We start from the raw sequence: 21,684 nt of genomic DNA, 5'->3' as shown, positions 1-21,684 counted from the left end.
AATGATATATTTAATAACTGGCGGCGAACGCTCCGGTAAAAGTAGTTATGCCGAAAATTTAGCAAAAGAATTATCTGATAAACCAATGTATGTTGCTACAGCCAGAAAATGGGATGATGATTTCCAAAAGAGAATCGATCGCCATCAAAAAGATCGTGATGAACGATGGATTAATATCGAAAAAGAAAAACATTTGAGCGAAATTGATTTTTCAGGAAAAGTAGCAATTGTAGATTGCGTTACACTTTGGTTAACGAACTTTTTCGTGGATACTAAAAATGATGTTGCCTTGTGTTTAGAACAAGCTAAAACCGAATTTGATGCCATTGCCAATCAAGAAAATGCAACTATTATTATTGTAACCAATGAAATAGGGATGGGCGTTCATGCCGAAACTCATATTGGTAGAAAATTCACAGAACTTCAAGGTTGGATGAACCAATATTTAGCCAAAAATGCCGATACCGTTGTGCTCATGGTTTCTGGAATTCCTGTAACAATAAAAGAAAAAATATGAATTTTGTAACTTCCTGGAGTGGAGGAAAAGACAGTTGTTATGCAATGATGCAAACAGTTCAGCAAGGATTTATTCCAAAAGTGCTACTCAATATGATGAATGAGAACGGGAAAGTGTCCCGTTCTCATGGATTACCTTTAGCTATATTGAATCAGCAAGCCCAAAAAATGCAGTTGCCTATGGAAGCAATTCCTGCAACTTGGGGTGATTATGAAGCAAAGTTTATTGCTGTTTTGAAAATGCTAAAAGGCAAGTATGATTTGGAAGCAGCCGTTTTTGGTGACATCGATTTACAACCGCATAAAGATTGGGAGGACAAAGTATGTGAGGCGGCTTCGCTAAAAGCAATTTTGCCTTTGTGGCAACAAGACCGAATTGTTTTGGTAAACCAAATGCTTGAAAGCGGCATTGTAACGATGATTGTTTCCTGCAATACAACAATGGGTGAAAGTTATTTGGGTAAAATTTTAACTAAAGAATTAGCACGAGAATTACTCGAAAAAGGTATTGATCCTTGCGGAGAAAATGGGGAGTTTCATACTTTGGTAATCAATTGTCCGTTATTTTCTGGAGCGATTGAACTGCCTGAATTCACTAGAATTACCTATGAGAATTATTGTTTCATCGTTTGGGATGAATAACCAAAAGCAACTATATATGATTAGTTGGAATATAATTTATAACAAAAGAAAACAAGTTAAACCATATAAGGAATATAAGGGCATAAAAGAACAAAATGGTTATTGTTTAGTAAACTTACTGAAATGTTAAATTGTTTTGAACTTATTCTGGAATTGAAGCTTAACTTAAATGGACTTATATTCCTTACATGTTTTAAATTAGTAGTTGTTGCTATAACCTTATAATAAAATCATTTTAAGATGACTTATTTAGATGAAATTTTAAAATCCCGTCGCGACACCCGTCATTTTACGAATGATGAAGTACCTGATGCTGTGGTTCAAAAAGCACTGCAAGCGGGACATTGGGCACCTTCTGTGGGTTTGACTGATGCTACAAAATACTATCTTATCAAGTCGACTGAAATTAAAAAGGCAATTAAGGAATTGTTTTTGGAATATGATATAAAAGCGGCAAATCTAACTGATGATGTAAATCAAAAAACACAATACCAAGCCCTAAAACTTGAAGCGATTGAGGAAGCGCCACTTGGATTAGTGATTTGTTATGATCGTTCGGTATTGAATAGTTTTACCATTGGAACAGTTGGTAGTAATGAAGCAATAAAATTCAGTTCGGTTTGTGCAGTACAAAATATATGGCTTTCGCTTACAGAACAAGGCTATTCTATGGGTTGGGTTTCAATTTTGAATTATTATCAGTTCAAGCAATTATTGGGTTTACCTGAAAATATTGAGCCTTTGGGTTATTTCTGTGTAGGCAAACCTGCCACCAATTATGAAAACCAACCGATGTTGCAACAATTGAATTGGAAACAAAAACAAGAAGCTCCTTTTATAGAAGAAATTACAGTTTTACACGTAAGTAAAATCGAAAATATAAATTTTGAAAATCAAGATAGAACGGAGACTTCATCTGATTTTTCCAAAGCATTGCAATACAAAATCGATAATAAAACCAAGCCATTAGGGTCATTAGGAATTTTGGAAGTGGTAGCGAAACAAATAGGAGAGGTATTTCAAACTTTAGAACCAAAAATCACAAAACCTAATATGGTCGTTTTTGCTGCCGATCATGGAATTGCTAATCATGGCGTGAGTGCTTATCCGCAAGATGTTACGAGACAAATGGTGATTAATTTTCTCGAAGGAGGTGCAGCAATCAATGTGTTTTGCAAACAAAATAACATCCAATTATCAATTGTGGATGCGGGTGTGAATTATGATTTTCCCATGAATGCCAATTTGATTTCGGCAAAAACAGGAAAAGGAACACACTCTTTTTTGCATGGAGCCGCAATGAGTAAAACGGAACTGGAATTGTGTTTTGTCAAAGGAAGTGAAATTGTAGCAATCGTTGCAAAAACAGGAAGTAATTGTATTGGTTTTGGTGAAATGGGTATCGGGAATACAGCTACAGCTTCTGTTTTAATGAGTGTTATTTTGAAATTACCAATAGAAGATTGCGTAGGAAAAGGGACAGGTGTGACTGATGAAAAGTTAACCCAAAAGCAAAATATCCTTAAAAAAGCCATTGATAATTACCAAGGGTCAGATGATTTGGACAGCAAATTAGCCTATTTTGGAGGTTTCGAAATTATGCAAATGGTTGGTGGAATGCTTAAGGCAAAAGAAGAGAATATGCTTATCCTTGTAGATGGATTTATTTGCAGTGTGGCTTTTTTGATAGCGTATAAAAAAAATCCATCCATTACCAAAAACGCTATTTTTTGCCATAGCTCCGCAGAACAGGGGCATCAAAAAATATTAGATTATCTAAAAGTTCGTTCGGTATTACAACTCGATTTGCGTTTAGGCGAAGGAACGGGTTGTGCTGTGGCATTTCCTATTATTCAATCAGCAGTAGCTTTTTTGGATGAAATGGCCAGTTTTGAATCCGCAGGAGTGAATAGCCGACAGCTTTAGCTGTTGGAATATAAATGTATAGATGAAGTGGCTTTAGCTTTAGCCAAAATAATATGAAAATGAAAAAAGAACTCCACATATTTTTTACCGCATTGATGTTCTACACCCGAATTCCGTGTCCCAAAAATATTGATCACAATCCCGACTATTTAAATAAAGCGTCACGCTATTTTCCAGTAATTGGTTGGATAGTAGGTAGTGTGACTTTTGGGGTATATTGTGTTTTTAATTATTTAGTTGCTCCTGAAATTGCGGTCATATTTTCGATGATTGCTTCGGTTTTAGTTACGGGAGCTTTTCATGAAGATGGTTTTGCTGATGTTTGCGATGGTTTTGGAGGCGGTTGGACCAAAGAAAAAATACTGATGATTATGAAAGACAGTGCCATTGGTGCTTATGGAGCAATAGGTGTTGTTTTACTCTTGTTAGTAAAGTTGATGTCCACAAATATGCTTTTTAGAAATGCAGAAAACACGGGTCTAAATGTATATTTTGTTTGTTTCTTACTCCTTGTTTCAGCGCATTCCATCAGTCGATTAGCAGCGATTTCAATTGTTTTTACTCATCAATATTCTCGAGAAGATGCTTCAAGTAAAAGCAAACCTATCGCACAAAGTTATTCTTGGAGAGAAGTGGTAGGAGCTTTCTTTTTTGGATTACTTCCATTAGTTATTTTGTCCTATTTTCAGTGGCAAATGCTGTTGGTTTTACTACCTGTTTTTCTGACTCGATTTTTTTTAGCACGTTATTTTCAGAAATGGATTGACGGGTATACCGGGGATTGTTTGGGTGCGACCCAACAGGTTTGTGAAGTGGTTTTTTATATATCAGTTATTGCATTATGGAAGTTTATTTAGTACGTCATACCGATACGGTTTGTGAAAAAGGAGTTTGTTATGGACAATCGGATGTGGGCATACTGAAGCCTTACGATGTGATTTTTGAAGTCATTCAAAAACAATTACCAGAAGATGCGATTCTCTATTCCAGCCCTTTGCAGCGTTGTGTTCTTTTGGCGAATTATATCAAAGAAAATTCAGTAATTACTTCTATTAATGAAGATTCCCGTTTGTTGGAAATGAATTTTGGAGATTGGGAAATGAAAAATTGGGATGTAATTCCACCAAATGATTTTACACCTTGGATGAATGATTTTGTAAATGTTCGAGTACCTAATGGGGAATCGTTTACGGATTTGCACGATCGAGTTTTTGATTTTATGGAAAATGAACTTCTGAAAAATAGTTCTAAGCCGGTAATTATCGTTGCTCATGCAGGAGTCATTCGAAGTGTATTGTGTAGAATTACTAATTTACCACTAAAAGATGCATTTCAGAATAAAGTTGATTTTGGTGCTGTAATTAAAATTGAATTATAAGAAAAAGATAGTCCGAATTTACTTTAAGTCAAAAAGCTGTTTTTTGTTTAAATTTTTATTTAAAAAATAAAGCAAATTTGATTTTTCAGTAATTTTAACTTTATATTTGCATCCGCATTAAGGTTGTGTTATGATTTTTAAAACACATTAAAAGGGAATCAGGTGGAATTACAGATTTTAGATTTTTTAGAAAATCTAAAATCTAAAATAAAATCCTGAGCTGTACCCGCAACTGTAAGCTTAGTTCCGTTATTGGAATGCTGTTGTTAGCTACAAAACCACTGAGTTAACTGAATTTATTTCAGTTTCTCGGGAAGGGAAACAACAGACGCGAGCCAGGAGACCTGCCTTTGTTAACAAATATCGAACTCTCGGGAAAAAGAGTTTAGAAATTATGACATTACAAAAACTCTTTCTATGCTTTTCGCTGTGCGTATGCCAATTTATTTCGGCACAAAACGATTCTATAACAAAGTTAAAAGAAGTCGTAGTTTCTGACAATAACTTCAAAAAATTCTCTACTTCACAATCGGTATTAAAACTCAATGATTCCATAATCAACAAAAATGAAGCATTACTAACTGATTTGTTAAACTTTAATTCGGTTATTTATTTTAAAGAATATGGACGAGGCATGCTTTCGACAGTTTCATTTAGAGGAACAACCGCATCACAAACCGCTGTCATTTGGAATGGAATCAACATTAATTCGCAAATGAACGGAAGCACCGATTTTAATACTATTTCGGCTTCAGATTACAATTCGATAAACGTAAAAGCTGGTGGTGGAAGCGTTATTTACGGAAGTGGTGCTATTGGTGGAACGGTTCATTTGAACAATGACTTATCTTTTAACAACCAATTCGACAATAGTTTAAAGTTATATTATGGAAGTTTCAACACTATTGGCGTAAATTATAAAATGAATGTTTCGAATGAAAAATGGAGCACTCAAATTGGGTTTTCAAAAAATAGCTCGACCAATGATTATTTATACTTAAATAAATACAATTGGAGAGGAGAACAACGTCGGAATAGAAATGGACAATATGACGTGATGGGTTTGAATGCTGATTTTGGATATAAAATAAATAAAAATAATATTCTTAAATTATACAGCCAAACTTCGAACACAGACCGTAATACTTCTCTGGTTTCTGAATCTGAAACCAAATCAAAATACATTAATGGTTTTAGTCGTAATTTGATAGAATACAATGGCGATTTTGATAAACTTACAACCAATTTCAAAACAGCTTATATTTTCGAAAATTACCAATATTTTGCTGATATTGACCGCGATTATTATAGTTATGGAAAAACAGAAAGTTTAATTACCAAACTCGATTTAGGCTGTCAATTACTTAAATCGATACAAATTAATGGCGTTTTAGATTACAACAGAACCAAAGGATACGGTACTAGTTTTGGCAATCATATTCGTGAATTAGGGTCGTTCGCCTTTTTAGCTAAACAACAAGTAAATACAAAATGGCAAAACGAATTTGGCATCCGAAAAGAATTTAATGATGTCTATAAATCGCCTGTATTGTTCTCCTTAGGGTCATCATATGCGTTTAACAAATTTTACAATCTGAAATTAAATTTGTCTCGAAATTTCAGAATTCCAACTTACAATGATTTGTATTGGGAAGAAGGAGGAAATCCCGATTTAAAACCCGAAAGTTCATATCAGGCAGAAATTGGTAATGTTTTTTCGTATAAAAAAATAACCTTTTCTCAAACGGTTTATTACATTAAAATTAAAGATTTACTGCGATGGATTCCAGGAAAAAATGGTATTTGGGCACCTCAAAACACTGAAAAAGTAAATACCTGCGGAGCAGAAACCATACTGAGCTGGAAAAATAATTATGGTAAAAACTACTTTAGCGCCAATGCTACTTATGCGTACACCATTTCAAAAAATGAAGAAACCAACAAGCAACTCTTTTTTGTTCCTTTCAATAAGGTGACAGGAGCTGTAGCGTACGCCCACAGTAAAATCTCGATTAATTATCAATTTTTATATAATGGTTTTGTTTATACAAGATCAGATAATGACCCTAAAGAAATCATTGATGATTACATGGTTTCTAACATTGGTATCGATTATGATTTGAAGTTTTTATCTTCCTTTAAACTAGGCTTTCAAATTCTAAATGTATTTAATAAAGAGTACCAAAGTTTAGAAGATAGACCCATGCCAGGAAGAAATTATAATATGTATTTAATCCTTAAATTTTAATATAATGAAGTTCAGTAAATTATTTTTAGTTGCGCTCAGCATCTCGTTTTTTGTTTCATGTTCGAATGATGATGATTCAAATGAGCCTATAGGAGCCTATACCCATGGTGTTCTGATTTTGAATGAAGGTGGCTCAGGACAAGGCTCAGTTTCTTATATCGGGAATGATTTAAGTAGTTTTACGCAAGATGTGTATGGTACTGTAAACGGTTCAGATGTATTTGGAAAATATGCTCAATCAATTTTTTTTGATGGAGACAATGCTTATATCATAGCTGGTGGCTCTAATACTATAAATGTGGTAAACAGATATACTTTTAAATTAATTGCTAAAATAGATTCTGGGCTTAAAAACCCAAGATATGGTGTGGTAAAAGAAGGGAAAGCATATGTTACCAATGCAAACACCTATTCATATGCTAATCCGACGAGTGGTGATACTGACGATTATATAGCAGTAATTAATTTAGCAACTAATACGGTTGATTCAAAAATTGAATTGAATGCAACAGCCAACCGAATTGTGCTTGAAAATGGCAAATTATATATTACAGAACCCTACAGTAATGATAAATTATTGGTAGTAAATCCTAGTACAAACACTCTTGAAACTTCTGTGAATATTGGATCAAGCGCGGATACAATGGAAGCTAAAGATGGTGTTTTATATGTGTTAAGAAGCCCTTATGGAGGAAGAAGTGAAATTGTAAAAGTGAAATTATCCGACAAAACTATTAGCAAAGTTACTTTTCCTGAAGCATTAGATGGAGCTAGTAACTTAGATATTTATGAAAATAGAATATTTTACACTGTAGAAACTGCTGTTTATGCTATGAATATTATTGCAAATGAGGCTTCAGTAACTTCAATTGTGAATTACTCTTCTACTTCTGCGTATGGAAAAATGTACGGATTTGCAGTAAATGACAACCGTATTTTTATTGCTGACGGTGGCGATTTTACAGCAAACAGTAAAGCATATATTTATTCTATAACAGGAACTTTACAAAAAGAACTAACTGTTGGTGTTGGTCCAAATGGTTTTTATTTTAATAATTAGTTTTATTTTTTTTTGAAATTAAAAAGGCTTTCATCACTGAAAGCCTTTTTTATACCTGCTATTTCTATTTCATTTCCGAAATGAATTCCGAAATGGATTTAGCCATTCTATTTTGTTCTTTGTCATCAATCAAGTATTTTTTGTCATTTTCATTGGTTAAATAACCAAGTTCAATAATTACCGCAGGTACATCTGATTTTTTAAGAATATAAAAAGGACCAGTTTTTACACCTAACATTTTTAAATTTGTATTCTCTGAAAATTTATCATTTAATTTTTCTGCAATTTCATTTGACTTTTCAAAAAATTCAGTCTCTTTTGCAACGTAAAATTCCAAGCCGGATGTTTTATTATTTAAGCTTGCATTTACATGTAGAGACAAAACTAAATCCGGTTTGATTCTATTGATGAAATCAGCTCTTTCTTCAAGGGATAGAAATTGATCATCCGATCTGGTAAGGTGAATCACAACATTGCTATTCAAAGACTTAATTTTGTTAGTGACTTGTTCTACAATTTGCTTTTCACTAATGGAATTAGAGATGACTCCAAAATCATGTCCACCGTGACTTGCATCAATAACTATATTTATTTTTTTTGGTTCTAATGGTTTAGAGCTTATAAATGAAAAAGAGACAATTATAATTGCTACTAATAATACTTTTTTTAAGTTTTTCATTTAGATCTGTTTTAAGGTGTTGAATACTAAATGTAAACTTAAAAAAAATATTTTTATTATGAGACTTTTTTAAATTATTTTAAAGCTTTCAAAAGTCCTTCGGGTGCTTTCTCAATATACATTTGGTTTTGGATACCTTTTATAGATTTGGCGTCTTTAAAATAGTCGAAATCTTTCCCTGTACTTTGTTTCAGCATTTTTCCGGTTCCAGTAATTTTTCCGATTGCCGTGCTTAATAAAGGCTCTGAAGTGTTACCAAGAACTCCTAAAGTGCTCAAGGTTTCTTTCAGTTCATAATCAGGTTGTAATCCGTTATAGTAATCACCAAAACCATCCGAATTTACGATTTTTAAAACAATAGGCTGCATAGCATATCTGTGTTTTGGGTTTCTGTTTTCTGTACCAAAAGTAGGGGAATCATAAAGCGTAACCGATCCAACATTTTTTCCGGTGGTCACATCACCAATTTGTACCACATTAATATGAGGTTTCAATCCGTTGATTACCAATTCGCTTGCTGATGCAGAACTTTTTGTGGTTAGAATATAAATTTTAGTCAAATTCAAACTGTTAATAGGTGTAGTTCCAATTTTGTCAGTGAAGTTGTTTTTTAAAGATTCTGGACTTTCAGATTCAAAATAGGCGTTGATTTTGGCGTTCCATTGTTGTTTTGCAAATACCTCTCCCGTGAATTGTCCCGTTATCATACTGGCTAATCGTGTTGCCGTAAGAACAGAACCGCCACCATTGTAACGTAAGTCTAAAACCAAGTCGGTAATTCCTTGTGCTTTAAGGGAGCCAAAAGCTTCGTTTAATTGATTGTCATAATTGGCGTAAAATCCATTATACATTAAATACCCTATTTTATGAGAACCTGATTCAATCATTTTATTGATTAAAATTGGATTTTCGGACAAGACTGTTTTTGTTAATGCAACCGTTTTTCCATTAGAAACAATAGTAGTTCCGTTGTAGTCAGCCATATTTAATGTGTAATTTTCGGCACCTAACAAGCTTTGGTAATTGCTTATAGTAAGTTGTGTTCCGTTTACGGCAGTAAAAAGATCTCCACGCTTGATGTCTTTGGTTGCCGCATCTGAATCTGAAATAATATAACGAACATAGCCAAATATTTCGGTAGTGCTTCCGGGTTTATAGCTTAAACCAAAATCGACACCATCATTTTTTGTGGTTCCTTGAAGCGCACCTTCCAGTTCTAAATAATCATCTACAATCCAACTGAATCTGTCAATTGAAGAGTTCACTCTCAAGGCATCAAACAAATCTTCGGGAACAGGATATCCTTTCAAAAAAGCATTTAGTTCTGTTTGAGTTGCAAATCGGTCATCAGCTAAATTAGGTACATCAGCTTGCCATAAATAGTATTGGTTTAAGCCTTTCCAGATAAAATCCTGAATGTCTAAGTCTACTGGTGCCGCTACATCATCGTTGTCTTGGCAAGATTGGAAAGTAAAAATAGCTAAGAATAATAAAAGCGTAAGTTTGAATGTTTTTTTCATGTTTTTGTTCTCGATATCTATTATCAATGTAAAAATACTAACTTTAGTTTTTATTTTATGCTTTTTTGTAACAAAAAGAATCATGAATCGTCTTGATTGTATAACCGCTTTAATAAATACTCTTTATGAACCAAAATGAGTTTGTGCAGCTAATCTCACCATTCAAGGACAAAGTCTTTCGGCTGGCAAAGCGACTGCTCATAAGTACAGAAGAGGCGGAAGATGCGACTCAGGAAGTTTTGGTAAAATTATGGAGTAAAAATGAAAGTTTGAATGGCTTCAATAGTATAGAAGCTTTTGCAATGACAATGACAAAAAATTATTGTTTGGATCAATTAAAATCAAAAAGAGCAGGAAATATCAAAATCGTTCACAATAATTTTACAGATGGTCAACCAAGCCTGGATAAGAAAGTGGAAGACATCGACAGTCTGAATTGGGTTGAAAAAATAATAAATCAATTGCCGGAGCAGCAACGATTATTAATACAGATGCGGGATATAGAACAATATGAATTTGCAGCAATCGCGGAAATAGTGAATATGAATGAAACTGCCATTCGTGTAGCACTTTCAAGAGCAAGGAAAACGATAAGAGAAAGCATGATAAAAACACACAGTTATGGAATTAAATAAAATAGAAATACTTTTAGAAAAATACTTTCAGGGAGAAACCAGTATTGCCGAAGAAAATGAATTACGTAATTATTTTTCTTCACTGAATGTTGCGCAGCATTTAGAACAATACAAACCTATGTTTGGTTATTTTCCTCTTGTAAAAGAACAAATGTTAAAGCAAGAAATTCCACTGCTCCCGATCCCGAAGTTTCGGGATGGGGATAAAAAACATCATGTAGTGTGGTTATCTATTGCGGCTTCGGTTGTTGTTTTGCTGGGAATTGGGACGTATGTGTTTTATAATTATGATAATGCAAATGAGAAACAGGATTTAGGAACTTATGATGATCCCGAAGTTGCTCTCAAAGAGACACAAAAAGCATTAGCATTATTATCGAATAATGTAAACGTTGGCATAGAAAGTGTATATTACATTCAAGAATACCAAGATTCAAAAGAATTAATTTTTAAACAATAATAAATATAAAAAAGAAAATGAAATCGACGATTCACGACCCGAGCTTTTGCGAACAGGCGAAGCAAAACAAAAAAAGCAATAATTTAAGCTTGAGTAAAAAGTTTATACTAACGTTAGTAGTAGTATTAATATCAAGTCCATTTTTCGCTCAGGCGGCCTTCGATAAATTCGACGGACAAGATGGTGTTACTTCAATCGTTGTCAACAAAAAAATGTTTGACTTAATGAGTAAGGTAAAAGTGGATACCTCCGATAAAGAAACGCAACAATATCTGAATTTGATAAAAAAATTAGACAACCTAAAAGTGTTTACCACGAAAAGTACCAGAGTGGAAGGCGAAATGAAAGTTGCTGCGGATAAGTACATAAAATCAGCGGGTCTGGAAGAATTGATGCGTGTAAATGACAGCGGAAAAAACATCAAAATTCTGGTAAAATCAGGGGCGAAAGATTCTCAAATAAGAGAGTTGCTGATGTTTATTGAAGGAGCAAAAAATGACGACACGGTTTTAATGTCGTTAACAGGTGATTTCGACTTGAGTGAGATTTCTATTCTTACGGACAAAATGCGAATTCCTGGTGGTGACGATTTGAAGAAAGCAACAAAAGGTAAAAAGTAAAATGAAATCTGTTTATAACATTGCGCTGCTCTTTAGTTTGTTTTTGTTCAGTTGTAATTCGGAACCCACATTGCAGAGATACTTTGTGGAAAACACTGAAAACAAGAACTTCATTGCACTGGATGTTTCTCCAGGTATATTGAATGTGGATAAAACAAAATTGTCATTGGAACAAAAAATAGCGTTGCAATCTTTTGATAAGATGAATGTTCTGGCTTTTAAACTCAATGATACAAACAAGGCGCAGTTTGAAGTAGAGCGTGCTAAAGTTAATTTGATTTTAAAGGATAAAAAGTACCAACAGCTTATGAAGTTTAGTTCTGGAAAAGAAGGTGCTTCTGTAAGTTCTGTAGGTTCAGATGAACATATTGAAGAGTTTGTTTTTTTTGCCAATAAAAAAGAAAATGGCTTTGCTGTTGTTCGAATTTTGGGCAAAGATATGAATCCTACTAATATTGTGACTATGATGAGCGTTTTACAACAATCTAATATTGATTTAGAGCAGTTGAAGCCTTTGCAGTAGTTAATGAAATAAATTCACTTACTTTTTTTATAAAGCGTTTCGGTAGTTTGCCGAGGCGCTTTTTTTATGATGTGTAATTTTCGATTAAATCTAGATGAGCCATTATTTACAAAACATTTTTTTTGATTGTCGGCTGAATCGTTCTAGTTAAATTATCGATTTTTAGATATATAAATAACGAATTGAAGTGTAATAAAAAGTAAAAGCCAAATAACAGAAATGATTTCTGTTATTTGGCTTTTACTTTTTTTGTCTTTAAAAGTGACCACGGTGGGATTTGAACCCACACGCCCTTGCGAGCACCAGCCCCTCAAGCTGGCAAGTCTACCGTTTCTCCACGTGGCCTTAAAAAAGAAAAGGTCAAGTAATAAATTACTCGACCTTTAGTGACCCGACTGGGGCTCGAACCCAGGACCCCATCATTAAAAGTGATGTGCTCTACCAACTGAGCTATCGAGTCAATGCTTCAAGAAAATTATGTGTTGATCACAAGATTTGTGACCCGACTGGGGCTCGAACCCAGGACCCCATCATTAAAAGTGATGTGCTCTACCAACTGAGCTATCGAGTCATATTCTTTCCTTGAATGCGGGTGCAAATATAAGGACTTATTTTGGAGTTTTCCAAGCAATTTTATTATAAATTTGTCTTTTTTTAACAAAATCACTCAACACCTTAATTTGTAAGGTTTTATTCAAATGAAAAAAATTATATTATTAGGTTATATGGGTTGTGGGAAGTCCACAATTGCTAATAAACTGTCAAAAATTATCGAAATCCCTTTTGTAGATTTAGATAAAAAGATCGAAGAGAAAACAAATTCATCCATAAATGCTATTTTTGAAAAGCATGGGGAAATTTATTTTAGAAAGTTAGAACGTGAAGTTTTTATCGAATTATTGAATTCGCCCGACAACTTAATTATAGGTTTAGGCGGAGGAACCCCTTGTTATGCAAATAATCAGGAGTTGCTGAAAGGCGATAATGTGGTGTCTGTTTATCTCAAAGCTTCAATAGAGACATTGTTCAATAGATTGGCTCATAATAAGAGCAAACGTCCTCTTATAGCCGATAAAAGTGACGACGAGATGAAAGAGTTCATTGCAAAACATCTATTCGATAGAAGTTTTTATTACAATCAAGCGCAACATAAGGTGATTGTTGATGATAAGACAATCGAACAGACGGTTATGGATATTGTTGGAATTTTAGCTTAAATAGGCATAATTGTTCCCGTTCTCATCAAAAACAACCTGTACATGTTCTAGTAGTGAAGTAGAAAGCGATATGCCTTTAAAATCTGCTTTAACTGGATATTTTTTATGATTTCTATCTACTAGAACAGCAGTTTTGAATTTTTTCAAAGGAACATCGATAAAATGTCTCACTGCATAGATTAGTGTGGTGCCTGAATTTAATACATCATCAACAAGAACTAAACCTTTGTTTGCGTATTGTTCTTTTGATAAGGAAGTTTGGATGGGTAATTCAGGATTTTGTTTGTTGATTTGAACTTCGCAAAGCGAAACTTTAAGAGGCGAAATGGTTTCAAGGACTTGTGCTATTTTTTTAGCAAAAGTAAAACCGTTAGTAGCAATTCCGGCAATGACAATTTCTTCTTCATCTACAAAGGTTTCATAGATTTGGTAAGCGATTCTTTTTATTTTATGCTCAATTTCCTGATTTGTTAAGATGATATTTTTGCTCATTGGGTTGTTTTTTAGAAAAAAATAAATTTGTTCTTTTTACTTGGTTTTGTAATTTTTAATTTTTCCTTCATTTTGTCATTCAGACGAATGAGGAATGGCTGTATATGGGTTTTCTCCTTCGTCGAAATGACAAATTTGCGGGATTTGTCTCGTAGCGTAATGTATAACTATTCGTTTTCTATATCCTCATCTTTCTCATTTCCAAACTCATCAATGTCTCTTCGATCTTTTTTGGTTGGTCTTCCCGTTCCGTTTTTTCGATAATGCTCTTTCGATAACTTCAAAAGTTCTAAATGTTGATAGGCTTCGGCAGGAGTATCGTTTCTTCTATAGATATCTACCAATTTCGCCCCAACACGATTTTCCGGAATGTCCAGAACGGTGATGATTTGGGTAATTTGGTCTTTCCGGAATGTGATTTTGTCAGTAGGGAAAACTTCCTTTGATGGCTTGGCAACAAGGCCATTTACTGTCACGTGATTCTTCTTACAGGCTTCGGTAACCATATTTCGGGTTTTATAATACCGCATGCACCATAAATATTTATCTATTCTCATAAATTTTCTAAAATCGGAGTTAAATAGTTTACAAAAATCAATCAATATTGTATCTTGCGCACTTAAAAATTTAGCTATAATGAACAAATTTAAGTATTATTTTATTCTATTAATTACAACCCTCTCTTTATTTTCATGTTCAAAGGATGATGCCGCTGAAACTGAAGCACCTAGAGATTATGCAGTGCAATATGCTACTGATTTAACTGATATTGAAGAATATTTAAAAACCTATTATATAGAAAATGTTTCTCCTGATGTTGATATTAAAATCATCAAAATCCCAACGAATGGTACACAACCTTCAATTTGGTCATATAAAGACAATGCGGGTTTTCCTAAACTTTTAAGCAGGGATGTAAAGCTTCATGATATTACTTATAAATTGTATTATTTAGCGTTAAGAGGGCAAGTTAATGAAAATGTTTCCTCAGATGTAGAGAAAGCACCTACTAATGTAGATGAATTATTTATTTCTTACAAAGGGGTGTATCTAGAAAGAAAAACTATTGAAAATATTAGCACACTTTCAACGACTCAATTTGAAGAGCATATCAATCCAATATGGACTATGGGTTTCGAAAATTATATTAGAGGTTGGAAAGAAATTATTCCTCAATTTAAAAAAGGGGAACATGTTTCAAATTCTGATGGAACAGTTACATTTAATGATTTTGGTGTTGGTGTAATGTTTATTCCATCAGGATTAGCTTATTATAATAATGGATCGAGTGCAATTCCGGCTTATGTTCCACTTATTTTTAGTTTCAGGCTAATGGAATTTCAAAAAACGGATAATGAAGGTAATGGAATAAGAGGAACTCAAAATTTTGTACCAACACCTGATGGAGTTATGTCTTTTCAAGAAGATTTAGATAAAGATAGGTATATGTGGAGAAAAGGTGAGTTGCCTAAGGGGGCAATCAATCCTGATGATACAGATGGTGACGGTATTCCTGACTTTGCAGATGTTGATGATGATGGGGATAATTATACTACGAAATTAGAAATAAAAAATCCAGCCACTGGATTGGCGTATCCTTTTGCGGATATTCCAAGCTGTAGTGGAAATACAACTGATCCTACAAGAATCAAAAAACATTTAGATAAAAACTGTCATTAATAAGAATAAATTGAATAAAAAAGGCTTTCCAATAAGTAATTTGGGAAGCCTTTTTTTGTAGTACTTATACGATTTTTTATTTAAAAAATGCAATTTAAAAATAATACTTTTCTTGCTTTTTAAATATTAGCCTTTTATATTTGTAGGATTAATATTAAATATATAAAAATGAAAAAATTATTAGTTTTGTTGGTTGCAGTTGTTTTTGCATCTTGTAGTCAGGATCAGGTTGAATCTACCAATCCAGTAGCAGTGACTTCGTTGTCTGTGTTAGATGGAAAATTGTTGTCATTTAAAGATGATAAATCGTTTATTAAGGAATATTCTGCATTATCGGAATTAAAAAGCACTAAAGAAATTCAAGGATGGATTTTAAAGAAAGGTCATAGTTCTCTTTTTAATACTTCAGATGCATCTGAAGAAATGCAGGATAGTGTAATTAGTAATACTAGAATTATTTATTCAAATGCATTAAAAGCAATTGTTAATGCTGATTCCAAATTTAAAATTGGAGAAAAAGTACTTTGGCTTAATGAGCGTAATTTTTATGTGCTAACAGAAAATGATTTTGATAAAAAATCGCCAGAGCTTACTATATTAAAAAATAATTTGGAGGTTTATGGTAAATTATTGAATTATTCTGATTCGAAGAAAAATAAAAGCTCAAGTATAGCTAGTAGAAGTACTCTGCCAAATGAAAATAGGAGTAAAACTTACGTTGTAGGTTTGCCAAATAGTAAAAGATATGTATTAGATTTATTTAATGAAACAATTGTAGTAAATGACAATATTGCTTCTAGCAAAATGTATTTAAGATACACATTACAATATAATTCTTGTTCATTTTGGAGATGTACATGGAAAACAGATACTTCTACTCCATGGACAGTTAATGGAGGCCCAAATACATTGACAAGTACAGTTATTGGAAGTAATGATGGTTACGGTCCTTGGACTTTATCTTATCTTGATTCTAGTGTTAAGTATGGTCAAAATACTTTTCTATTAGCGACTTGGGGTTCTAGAGCTCCTTTACTTCCCCAATATGTTAATTTTGATATATCTGGAAGTGTTTTCTGGAAATATAATTCTTCATCTATTGAATATCCTCAAGCGATATCTTGGTATTAAATTGTTGAATCTGATTTTAACAAAAATCCCATCACTTTGATGGGATTTTTTTATATGTATAAAAGGAGAAAACTATTTTCTTTTAATAACTCTTTCCACAGCTTCAACAATCGCTTGATTGTTTAGTTTGTATTTATCCATCAATTGTGTTGGCGTTCCAGATTCTCCGAAGCTGTCATTTACAGCTACAAATTCTTGTGGAGCAGGATTGTTTAAAGCTAATACTCTGGAAACGCTTTCGCCAAGACCACCAAGAATGTTATGCTCTTCAGCAGTAACGATGCATTTTGTTTTTGCCAATGATTTCAAAATCGCTTCTTCATCCAATGGTTTGATCGTATGAATGTTGATTACTTCAGCCGAAATACCTTTTGCTTCCAAAGCTTCAGCAGCAATAAGCGCTTCCCAAACTAAATGTCCTGTAGCAACAATAGTTACATCAGTACCTTCGTTTAATAAAATTGCTTTTCCAATTACGAAAGGTTCATCTGATGGCATAAAGTTAGGCACAACCGGACGTCCAAAACGCAAATAAACTGGACCATGGTGATCTGCTAATGCTAATGTAGCCGCTTTAGTTTGATTGTAATCACAAGTATTGATTACAGTCATTCCCGGTAACATTTTCATTAATCCAATGTCTTCAAGGATTTGGTGTGTTGCACCATCTTCACCTAAAGTTAATCCTGCATGCGAAGCACAAATTTTCACATTTTTCTCAGAATAGGCAACGGATTGACGAATTTGATCGTACACTCTTCCTGTAGAAAAGTTAGCGAAAGTTCCAGTGAAAGGAATTTTTCCTCCAATAGTTAAACCCGCTGCAATTCCAATCATGTTTGCTTCAGCAATTCCAATTTGGAAAAAACGCTCCGGATGATTTTTCTTGAAATCGTCAAATTTTAATGAACCAATTAAGTCAGCACAAAGTGCAACAACATTTTCATTGGTCTGACCTAATTCGGTCATTCCCGCTCCAAAACCCGAACGAGTATCTTTACTTCCTGTATTTGTATATTTTTTCATTTATTTTCTTTTTAAGGTTCTGGGCCACAAAGGCACAAAGACACTACGTTTTTTTGGATTACTAAAAAACCCTGATTATCTCGATGGTTATCGGGAATAAATACTGCGACTGAACACTGAATACTAAATTAGTAGTCAGTTTCGTCTTCAGAATAGTTTTGGCCTAAAGCATTTTCAAGCTGTGCATCATTTGGTGCTTTACCATGCCAAGCATGACTATACATCATAAAATCTACACCATTACCCATTTCAGTATGCAATAATACGCAAACCGGTTTTCCTTTTCCAGTTCTTGATTTTGCATCAGTCATTCCGGCAATAATGGCTTCAATATCGTTTCCTCTTGCGATTTCCAAAACATCCCAATCAAAAGCTTCAAACTTAGCGCGGATACTTCCCATACATAAAACTTCGTCTGTAGTACCGTCAATTTGTTTTCCGTTTAAATCGATTGTAGCAATAAGGTTGTCTACTTTTTTTGCAGAAGCATACATAATGGCTTCCCAGTTTTGACCTTCCTGTAACTCACCATCTCCGTGAAGCGTGTAAATAATATGGTTATCACCATTTAATTTTTTTGCTTGTGCAGCACCAATCCCAACAGATAATCCCTGTCCAAGAGAACCTGATGCTATTCGCACTCCAGGTAAACCATCATGAGTGGTTGGATGTCCTTGTAATCTTGAATTAATAAGACGGAAAGTAGCTAGTTCCGATACTGGGAAATACCCACTTCTCGCTAAAACGCTATAAAATACTGGAGAAATATGTCCGTTTGAAAGGAAGAAAAGATCTTCTCCAATTCCGTCCATATCAAATCCTTCTTTACGTTCCATCAAGTTTTGGTATAAGGTTACAAGAAATTCAGTACAACCTAGAGAACCTCCCGGGTGACCTGAATTGACAGCGTGAACCATTCGAAGAATATCTCTTCTGACTTGGATAGTTAAATCGTTTAATTGTTGTGTGTTAGGCTTCATTTTGTGTGTAAAAGTTAAACTGTTGCAAATGTAATTTTTATTTAGGGTTACCGCAAAAGTTTTTTTGAATATTTAATGTAGCAATAAGTTGCAGTTTGTGATTATCTGAATTACTAATTTAGATAACAATAATCCACAAAAAAAGCCTGCTCAATGCAGGCTTTATATCAAATAGAGAAACAGTAAGTTATTACTATTCTCAAATTAAAATTACATTCTAAGTATTTGTAATTGCGTCTGCTCTATAGGCTTGTCTATTGACAGCAGATAAAGCAATTCCAGTTAATGTAGCATCAGTTTTTTTCTCTTCATTAAGATTCATAGCGAGCAATTCTGCCGCTTTATTTTCACCCAGCGTTTTTGCAAATGCATGTAAAGTGCCATAGGTTGCAATTTCATAATGTTTTACCTTTTGATCCGCTGCAATAAGTCCGGCATCGCGTACCATACCAATATCAGTTTCTCTGATAAGACCATTAGTCTCTTTCAATATACCTTGCATGGCATCACATTTTTTTGCTATTGGTGCAATACCTGTTACTTCAAATATTTTTTCCAGACGTGATACGTGTTCTTGTGTCTCACTTAACTGGTTTTTTAATGAGTTAACTAATTCTGGCGATGAAGCATTTTTTACCATTTTTGGTAACGTTTTAGTCAATACTTTTTCTGCCCAATAAATGTCTTTCAATCCAACTTCAAATAAATCTCTCAATCCATGTGCTGCATTTGATTTTGCTTGAACAGCTCCTTTAAAAGGTTCGTTTTTACTACTTTCAGTTCTCATAATAGTTGTTTTTTTAAGATTAATTGTTGTAAGTGGTACTAAATTTGGTGCTTTATCATACAAACTCATTACTTACTTTTTTAATACTATAAAATTAAACAAACTATAATCAAATCAATTGTTAATTAACTAATTGTAAATACGAATAATATGATTTTTTTTAAAATTTAACTTGCTGTATGTGTTGATTGCTTTTGTCTTATTATCCAATTTTATTTTGAAGACTACGCCATCCGCCACCGTTGTACACTTGGGTAAATCCATTTGATTTCAAAATACTTTTTGCGGAAGCGCTTCGCATTCCTGAGGCGCAACAAGTAATAATTGTTTGGTTCTTGTCTTTTAGTTGGGATAGGTTATTTCTCAAAGTATCGACAGGAATATTTACAGCACCTTTTATATGTCCTCCGGTATATTCACCTTTACTTCGAACATCCAAAACAATGGCTCCTTGTTTTATTAATTCAGCATAGTCCACTTTTGGTCCTAACCCGAATAATTTTTTGAGTATGTTGATCATTTTACTTAGCTAATTTGAGATTGATGATAATTTACATCTAACCATGAACCGCCATTGTAACATTCGATTCCATGTTCAGTCAGAAAAAGCTGTGCCTGTCCACTTCGGTTTCCCGATGCACAACAAAGTACCAGCGGTGCTTTAAGAGTTCGTAATTCTTCAATTCTTTGCGGAATTTCATTCAGGGGAATATTAATGGAACCTGCAACATGACCGCCCATAAATTCATCGTGGCTGCGCACATCTACTATGGTACCTAGTTTCTCTTTAATTATTTTTTCTACTTTCATTTTAATTTATTATTTAGTAACAGTTGTTTTTATTATTTCTTCCAAAAAATGATATGTTCTTCTATACTAAAAAGCAGTTGTGGTATAAAAGAGAATGTATCTGTTGTATACAAAAGTAATACAACATGAAAAGCAATTCAGTACTATTTGTTACGCAGGATAATTTTATTCTAAATCCATTTTCTAAAAACTCCATCTGCCCCTGATATAAATTTGAGTTATTAAATTCTTATAGGAATTCGTCTGCTCCGCAAAAAAAGATTGCGCCGTAAAATCCAAATCAAAATTGGTCGCCACATTCCACGCATAAGTGGGAACAACAATCAACGTATTTTTTTCGGGCGAATAAATAAACGAAAAGTTGAATGATGCAATAGGGGAAATTGTTTTCATAACCGTCGCATAAAAATTATAACGGAACGGAAACAGCAATTTCGCTGACAAATTAGAATTGTAAAAACTTTCGTTTCCTGCAAAAACATTCGTAGGATTACTGTTGTATAAACTCGCGAGCGAAATGTACCAATCGTTTTTAAAAGTTTGGTCGGCCATGATGGAAAAGCTGAATGTTTCGGATGTGTCCAAAGTATTTTTTCTTGGAATAAAATAACTCATTTCGCCTTTGAAACCAGCCTCTTTGATATTGCCGGCCCAACCGCCGCCAAAAACATAATCGGTTTGGTAAACTCCTCCCAAAAACTGAAAATCATATTTCCATTTATTAAATTTATATAAGAAAGCAGCGGTATGTTCCTCTTTGTTTTTTCCTGGTTTGTAAGCCAGTTCCAAAACTGAATTAGTATTCAAATTACGCTGAATTCGAATTGCATCATTGCCAGGTCGTTCTTCATAATCAAAATCCAGAAAGTTATAGGCATTGAAAATATCATTTGGATTCCAAATGTTGTTAATGCCCCAGTTGATGCGTTGCCTACCAATTTTGATATCCCATTTTTCATCCCCATATTGAATCAGCATCCTATCGATAACCGAATGTGCCACAAATGATTTTTCGTCTATCCATAAATGGGAAAGATTCAATAAACCATTGTATTGGTTGATGGTTTTACCAAAATCAGGAATCTGTTTGATTTGTTCCCCATAAAAAATACGATTGCGAATTTCCAGTCTTCCACTTATTTTAGGCGAAATATTAAATTTGAAATTCAATCGATTATGAATCAGATTAACCGAGGCATTCGAATCAATTTTCTGAATAAAATAAGTGCTTTGTATGTCTTTGATATAGCCGTTCAGTTCTATCCACGGCGTTTTTGTTTCCTCCGTTTGCGCAACAACTGTCAGGCAGATGAAATATAAAATTCCGGTTAAGATGTAGTTGCAAAATTTCACA

At 33.7% G+C, this 21,684-nt stretch carries 24 protein-coding genes, 3 tRNA genes and 1 riboswitch; of the genes, 14 read left to right on the top strand and 13 right to left on the bottom strand.

The window, feature by feature from the left end; translation table 11 throughout:
* Position 1 precedes the first annotated feature (1 nt).
* From cobU to ACNO7W_RS10125, 7 genes are all read left to right on the top strand, one after another.
* Positions 2-517: a bifunctional adenosylcobinamide kinase/adenosylcobinamide-phosphate guanylyltransferase gene (gene cobU, locus ACNO7W_RS10155; RefSeq protein WP_417938047.1), complete on the top strand. Its 516-nt coding sequence runs from the start codon at positions 2-4 to the stop codon at positions 515-517.
* Entirely contained in the window at positions 514-1,158 is a 645-nt protein-coding gene (locus ACNO7W_RS10150; protein WP_417938046.1) for a diphthine--ammonia ligase, read from the top strand. The genes cobU and ACNO7W_RS10150 overlap by 4 nt, the downstream gene beginning before the upstream one ends.
* A gap of 240 nt (positions 1,159-1,398) precedes the next feature.
* Positions 1,399-3,084 carry a nicotinate-nucleotide--dimethylbenzimidazole phosphoribosyltransferase gene (gene cobT, locus ACNO7W_RS10145; RefSeq protein WP_417938045.1) on the top strand — a complete coding sequence of 562 codons (1,686 nt, stop codon included), beginning with the start codon at positions 1,399-1,401 and terminating at the stop codon, positions 3,082-3,084.
* Positions 3,085-3,143: 59 nt separating this feature from the next.
* The gene (locus ACNO7W_RS10140; protein ID WP_417938044.1) at positions 3,144-3,941 is read left to right on the top strand and encodes an adenosylcobinamide-GDP ribazoletransferase; all 798 of its coding nucleotides are present in this window, start codon (positions 3,144-3,146) and stop codon (positions 3,939-3,941) included.
* Positions 3,926-4,462 carry an alpha-ribazole phosphatase gene (gene cobC, locus ACNO7W_RS10135; protein ID WP_143388611.1) on the top strand — a complete coding sequence of 179 codons (537 nt, stop codon included), beginning with the start codon at positions 3,926-3,928 and terminating at the stop codon, positions 4,460-4,462. The genes ACNO7W_RS10140 and cobC overlap by 16 nt, the downstream gene beginning before the upstream one ends.
* Before the next feature lie 103 nt (positions 4,463-4,565).
* Positions 4,566-4,829, top strand: a riboswitch (cobalamin riboswitch).
* A 27-nt stretch (positions 4,830-4,856) separates the two neighbouring features.
* On the top strand, positions 4,857-6,710 hold the full coding sequence (locus tag ACNO7W_RS10130; RefSeq protein WP_417938043.1) for a TonB-dependent receptor plug domain-containing protein: 1,854 nt from the start codon (positions 4,857-4,859) through the stop codon (positions 6,708-6,710).
* 4 nt (positions 6,711-6,714) lie between these two features.
* On the top strand, positions 6,715-7,770 hold the full coding sequence (locus ACNO7W_RS10125) for a YncE family protein (protein WP_417938042.1): 1,056 nt from the start codon (positions 6,715-6,717) through the stop codon (positions 7,768-7,770).
* 64 nt (positions 7,771-7,834) lie between these two features.
* Here ACNO7W_RS10125 and ACNO7W_RS10120 read toward each other — a convergent pair whose 3' ends face one another.
* Positions 7,835-8,449, bottom strand: coding sequence for an N-acetylmuramoyl-L-alanine amidase family protein (locus ACNO7W_RS10120; protein ID WP_417938041.1), 615 nt, complete (start codon positions 8,447-8,449; stop codon positions 7,835-7,837).
* Between the two features lie 74 nt (positions 8,450-8,523).
* Positions 8,524-9,969 carry a S41 family peptidase gene (locus tag ACNO7W_RS10115; RefSeq protein ID WP_417938040.1) on the bottom strand — a complete coding sequence of 482 codons (1,446 nt, stop codon included), beginning with the start codon at positions 9,967-9,969 and terminating at the stop codon, positions 8,524-8,526.
* 125 nt (positions 9,970-10,094) lie between these two features.
* Here ACNO7W_RS10115 and ACNO7W_RS10110 point away from each other — a divergent pair, with 125 nt between their 5' ends.
* Genes ACNO7W_RS10110 through ACNO7W_RS10095 form a run of 4 tightly spaced genes read left to right on the top strand, consistent with a single transcriptional unit; the run spans position 10,095 to position 12,207 of the window.
* Positions 10,095-10,604 (top strand): RNA polymerase sigma factor, encoded by a 510-nt coding sequence (locus ACNO7W_RS10110; protein ID WP_417938039.1) that lies wholly within the window; start codon positions 10,095-10,097, stop codon positions 10,602-10,604.
* Positions 10,591-11,064 carry a hypothetical protein gene (locus ACNO7W_RS10105; RefSeq protein WP_417938038.1) on the top strand — a complete coding sequence of 158 codons (474 nt, stop codon included), beginning with the start codon at positions 10,591-10,593 and terminating at the stop codon, positions 11,062-11,064. Before ACNO7W_RS10110 ends, ACNO7W_RS10105 begins: the two co-directional genes overlap by 14 nt.
* Positions 11,065-11,081: 17 nt before the next feature.
* On the top strand, positions 11,082-11,684 hold the full coding sequence (locus ACNO7W_RS10100; RefSeq protein WP_417938037.1) for a DUF4252 domain-containing protein: 603 nt from the start codon (positions 11,082-11,084) through the stop codon (positions 11,682-11,684).
* A gap of 1 nt (position 11,685) precedes the next feature.
* Positions 11,686-12,207, top strand: coding sequence for a DUF4252 domain-containing protein (locus tag ACNO7W_RS10095; protein ID WP_417938036.1), 522 nt, complete (start codon positions 11,686-11,688; stop codon positions 12,205-12,207).
* Positions 12,208-12,469: 262 nt separating this feature from the next.
* Here ACNO7W_RS10095 and ACNO7W_RS10090 read toward each other — a convergent pair.
* The 3 genes from ACNO7W_RS10090 to ACNO7W_RS10080 form a co-directional block, all read right to left on the bottom strand.
* A tRNA-Leu gene (locus tag ACNO7W_RS10090) sits at positions 12,470-12,552 on the bottom strand.
* Between the two features lie 42 nt (positions 12,553-12,594).
* A tRNA-Lys gene (locus ACNO7W_RS10085) sits at positions 12,595-12,667 on the bottom strand.
* Positions 12,668-12,705: 38 nt separating this feature from the next.
* Positions 12,706-12,778: transfer RNA gene (locus ACNO7W_RS10080), tRNA-Lys, on the bottom strand.
* A gap of 127 nt (positions 12,779-12,905) precedes the next feature.
* Here ACNO7W_RS10080 and ACNO7W_RS10075 point away from each other — a divergent pair.
* The gene (locus tag ACNO7W_RS10075) at positions 12,906-13,424 is read left to right on the top strand and encodes a shikimate kinase (protein WP_143388619.1); all 519 of its coding nucleotides are present in this window, start codon (positions 12,906-12,908) and stop codon (positions 13,422-13,424) included.
* Here ACNO7W_RS10075 and ACNO7W_RS10070 read toward each other — a convergent pair.
* Both ACNO7W_RS10070 and ACNO7W_RS10065 read right to left on the bottom strand, forming a co-directional pair.
* Positions 13,416-13,916, bottom strand: a complete 501-nt coding sequence (locus ACNO7W_RS10070) for a phosphoribosyltransferase domain-containing protein (protein WP_417938035.1) — start codon at positions 13,914-13,916, stop codon at positions 13,416-13,418. The two genes, ACNO7W_RS10075 and ACNO7W_RS10070, sit on opposite strands and share 9 nt — an antisense overlap.
* A gap of 167 nt (positions 13,917-14,083) precedes the next feature.
* Entirely contained in the window at positions 14,084-14,473 is a 390-nt protein-coding gene (locus ACNO7W_RS10065; RefSeq protein ID WP_143388621.1) for an RNA-binding S4 domain-containing protein, read from the bottom strand.
* A gap of 79 nt (positions 14,474-14,552) precedes the next feature.
* On the opposite strand from ACNO7W_RS10065, the gene ACNO7W_RS10060 reads away from it, so the two are divergent.
* On the top strand, positions 14,553-15,596 hold the full coding sequence (locus ACNO7W_RS10060) for an FKBP-type peptidyl-prolyl cis-trans isomerase (protein WP_417938034.1): 1,044 nt from the start codon (positions 14,553-14,555) through the stop codon (positions 15,594-15,596).
* 168 nt (positions 15,597-15,764) lie between these two features.
* Complete coding sequence (locus ACNO7W_RS10055; protein ID WP_417938033.1) at positions 15,765-16,727, top strand: hypothetical protein; 963 nt, start codon at positions 15,765-15,767, stop codon at positions 16,725-16,727.
* A 72-nt stretch (positions 16,728-16,799) separates the two neighbouring features.
* Here the strand turns inward: ACNO7W_RS10055 and ACNO7W_RS10050 are convergent, their stop codons facing one another.
* The 6 genes from ACNO7W_RS10050 to ACNO7W_RS10025 all read right to left on the bottom strand — a co-directional run bounded on the left by ACNO7W_RS10050 (position 16,800) and on the right by ACNO7W_RS10025 (position 21,683).
* Complete coding sequence (locus ACNO7W_RS10050) at positions 16,800-17,753, bottom strand: transketolase family protein (protein ID WP_417938032.1); 954 nt, start codon at positions 17,751-17,753, stop codon at positions 16,800-16,802.
* 128 nt (positions 17,754-17,881) lie between these two features.
* The gene (locus ACNO7W_RS10045) at positions 17,882-18,733 is read right to left on the bottom strand and encodes a transketolase (RefSeq protein ID WP_417938031.1); all 852 of its coding nucleotides are present in this window, start codon (positions 18,731-18,733) and stop codon (positions 17,882-17,884) included.
* A gap of 217 nt (positions 18,734-18,950) precedes the next feature.
* Positions 18,951-19,589: a ferritin-like domain-containing protein gene (locus ACNO7W_RS10040; RefSeq protein ID WP_235890213.1), complete on the bottom strand. Its 639-nt coding sequence runs from the start codon at positions 19,587-19,589 to the stop codon at positions 18,951-18,953.
* A gap of 133 nt (positions 19,590-19,722) precedes the next feature.
* The gene (locus tag ACNO7W_RS10035; protein WP_143388625.1) at positions 19,723-20,040 is read right to left on the bottom strand and encodes a rhodanese-like domain-containing protein; all 318 of its coding nucleotides are present in this window, start codon (positions 20,038-20,040) and stop codon (positions 19,723-19,725) included.
* A 5-nt stretch (positions 20,041-20,045) separates the two neighbouring features.
* Positions 20,046-20,330 carry a rhodanese-like domain-containing protein gene (locus tag ACNO7W_RS10030; RefSeq protein WP_143388626.1) on the bottom strand — a complete coding sequence of 95 codons (285 nt, stop codon included), beginning with the start codon at positions 20,328-20,330 and terminating at the stop codon, positions 20,046-20,048.
* 183 nt (positions 20,331-20,513) lie between these two features.
* Positions 20,514-21,683 (bottom strand): hypothetical protein, encoded by a 1,170-nt coding sequence (locus ACNO7W_RS10025; protein ID WP_417938030.1) that lies wholly within the window; start codon positions 21,681-21,683, stop codon positions 20,514-20,516.
* Position 21,684: the final 1 nt, after the last annotated feature.

It is taken from the genome of Flavobacterium sp. ZB4R12, from assembly GCF_048276375.1.
Taxonomy (GTDB): Bacteria; Bacteroidota; Bacteroidia; order Flavobacteriales; family Flavobacteriaceae; genus Flavobacterium; species Flavobacterium gawalongense.
This window is presented reverse-complemented; position numbering and strand designations above follow the sequence as displayed.

Excerpts from the sequence above, each read along its gene's own strand:
- cobU (WP_417938047.1), top strand. The coding sequence starts at position 2 with ATGATATATTTAATAACTGGCGGCGAACGCTCCGGTAAAAGTAGTTAT.
- ACNO7W_RS10150 (WP_417938046.1), top strand. The coding sequence starts at position 514 with ATGAATTTTGTAACTTCCTGGAGTGGAGGAAAAGACAGTTGTTATGCA.
- cobT (WP_417938045.1), top strand. The coding sequence starts at position 1,399 with ATGACTTATTTAGATGAAATTTTAAAATCCCGTCGCGACACCCGTCAT.
- ACNO7W_RS10140 (WP_417938044.1), top strand. The coding sequence starts at position 3,144 with ATGAAAAAAGAACTCCACATATTTTTTACCGCATTGATGTTCTACACC.
- cobC (WP_143388611.1), top strand. The coding sequence starts at position 3,926 with ATGGAAGTTTATTTAGTACGTCATACCGATACGGTTTGTGAAAAAGGA.
- ACNO7W_RS10130 (WP_417938043.1), top strand. The coding sequence starts at position 4,857 with ATGACATTACAAAAACTCTTTCTATGCTTTTCGCTGTGCGTATGCCAA.
- ACNO7W_RS10125 (WP_417938042.1), top strand. The coding sequence starts at position 6,715 with ATGAAGTTCAGTAAATTATTTTTAGTTGCGCTCAGCATCTCGTTTTTT.
- ACNO7W_RS10120 (WP_417938041.1), bottom strand. The coding sequence starts at position 8,449 with ATGAAAAACTTAAAAAAAGTATTATTAGTAGCAATTATAATTGTCTCT.
- ACNO7W_RS10115 (WP_417938040.1), bottom strand. The coding sequence starts at position 9,969 with ATGAAAAAAACATTCAAACTTACGCTTTTATTATTCTTAGCTATTTTT.
- ACNO7W_RS10110 (WP_417938039.1), top strand. The coding sequence starts at position 10,095 with ATGAACCAAAATGAGTTTGTGCAGCTAATCTCACCATTCAAGGACAAA.
- ACNO7W_RS10105 (WP_417938038.1), top strand. The coding sequence starts at position 10,591 with ATGGAATTAAATAAAATAGAAATACTTTTAGAAAAATACTTTCAGGGA.
- ACNO7W_RS10100 (WP_417938037.1), top strand. The coding sequence starts at position 11,082 with ATGAAATCGACGATTCACGACCCGAGCTTTTGCGAACAGGCGAAGCAA.
- ACNO7W_RS10095 (WP_417938036.1), top strand. The coding sequence starts at position 11,686 with ATGAAATCTGTTTATAACATTGCGCTGCTCTTTAGTTTGTTTTTGTTC.
- ACNO7W_RS10075 (WP_143388619.1), top strand. The coding sequence starts at position 12,906 with ATGAAAAAAATTATATTATTAGGTTATATGGGTTGTGGGAAGTCCACA.
- ACNO7W_RS10070 (WP_417938035.1), bottom strand. The coding sequence starts at position 13,916 with ATGAGCAAAAATATCATCTTAACAAATCAGGAAATTGAGCATAAAATA.
- ACNO7W_RS10065 (WP_143388621.1), bottom strand. The coding sequence starts at position 14,473 with ATGAGAATAGATAAATATTTATGGTGCATGCGGTATTATAAAACCCGA.
- ACNO7W_RS10060 (WP_417938034.1), top strand. The coding sequence starts at position 14,553 with ATGAACAAATTTAAGTATTATTTTATTCTATTAATTACAACCCTCTCT.
- ACNO7W_RS10055 (WP_417938033.1), top strand. The coding sequence starts at position 15,765 with ATGAAAAAATTATTAGTTTTGTTGGTTGCAGTTGTTTTTGCATCTTGT.
- ACNO7W_RS10050 (WP_417938032.1), bottom strand. The coding sequence starts at position 17,753 with ATGAAAAAATATACAAATACAGGAAGTAAAGATACTCGTTCGGGTTTT.
- ACNO7W_RS10045 (WP_417938031.1), bottom strand. The coding sequence starts at position 18,733 with ATGAAGCCTAACACACAACAATTAAACGATTTAACTATCCAAGTCAGA.
- ACNO7W_RS10040 (WP_235890213.1), bottom strand. The coding sequence starts at position 19,589 with ATGAGTTTGTATGATAAAGCACCAAATTTAGTACCACTTACAACAATT.
- ACNO7W_RS10035 (WP_143388625.1), bottom strand. The coding sequence starts at position 20,040 with ATGATCAACATACTCAAAAAATTATTCGGGTTAGGACCAAAAGTGGAC.
- ACNO7W_RS10030 (WP_143388626.1), bottom strand. The coding sequence starts at position 20,330 with ATGAAAGTAGAAAAAATAATTAAAGAGAAACTAGGTACCATAGTAGAT.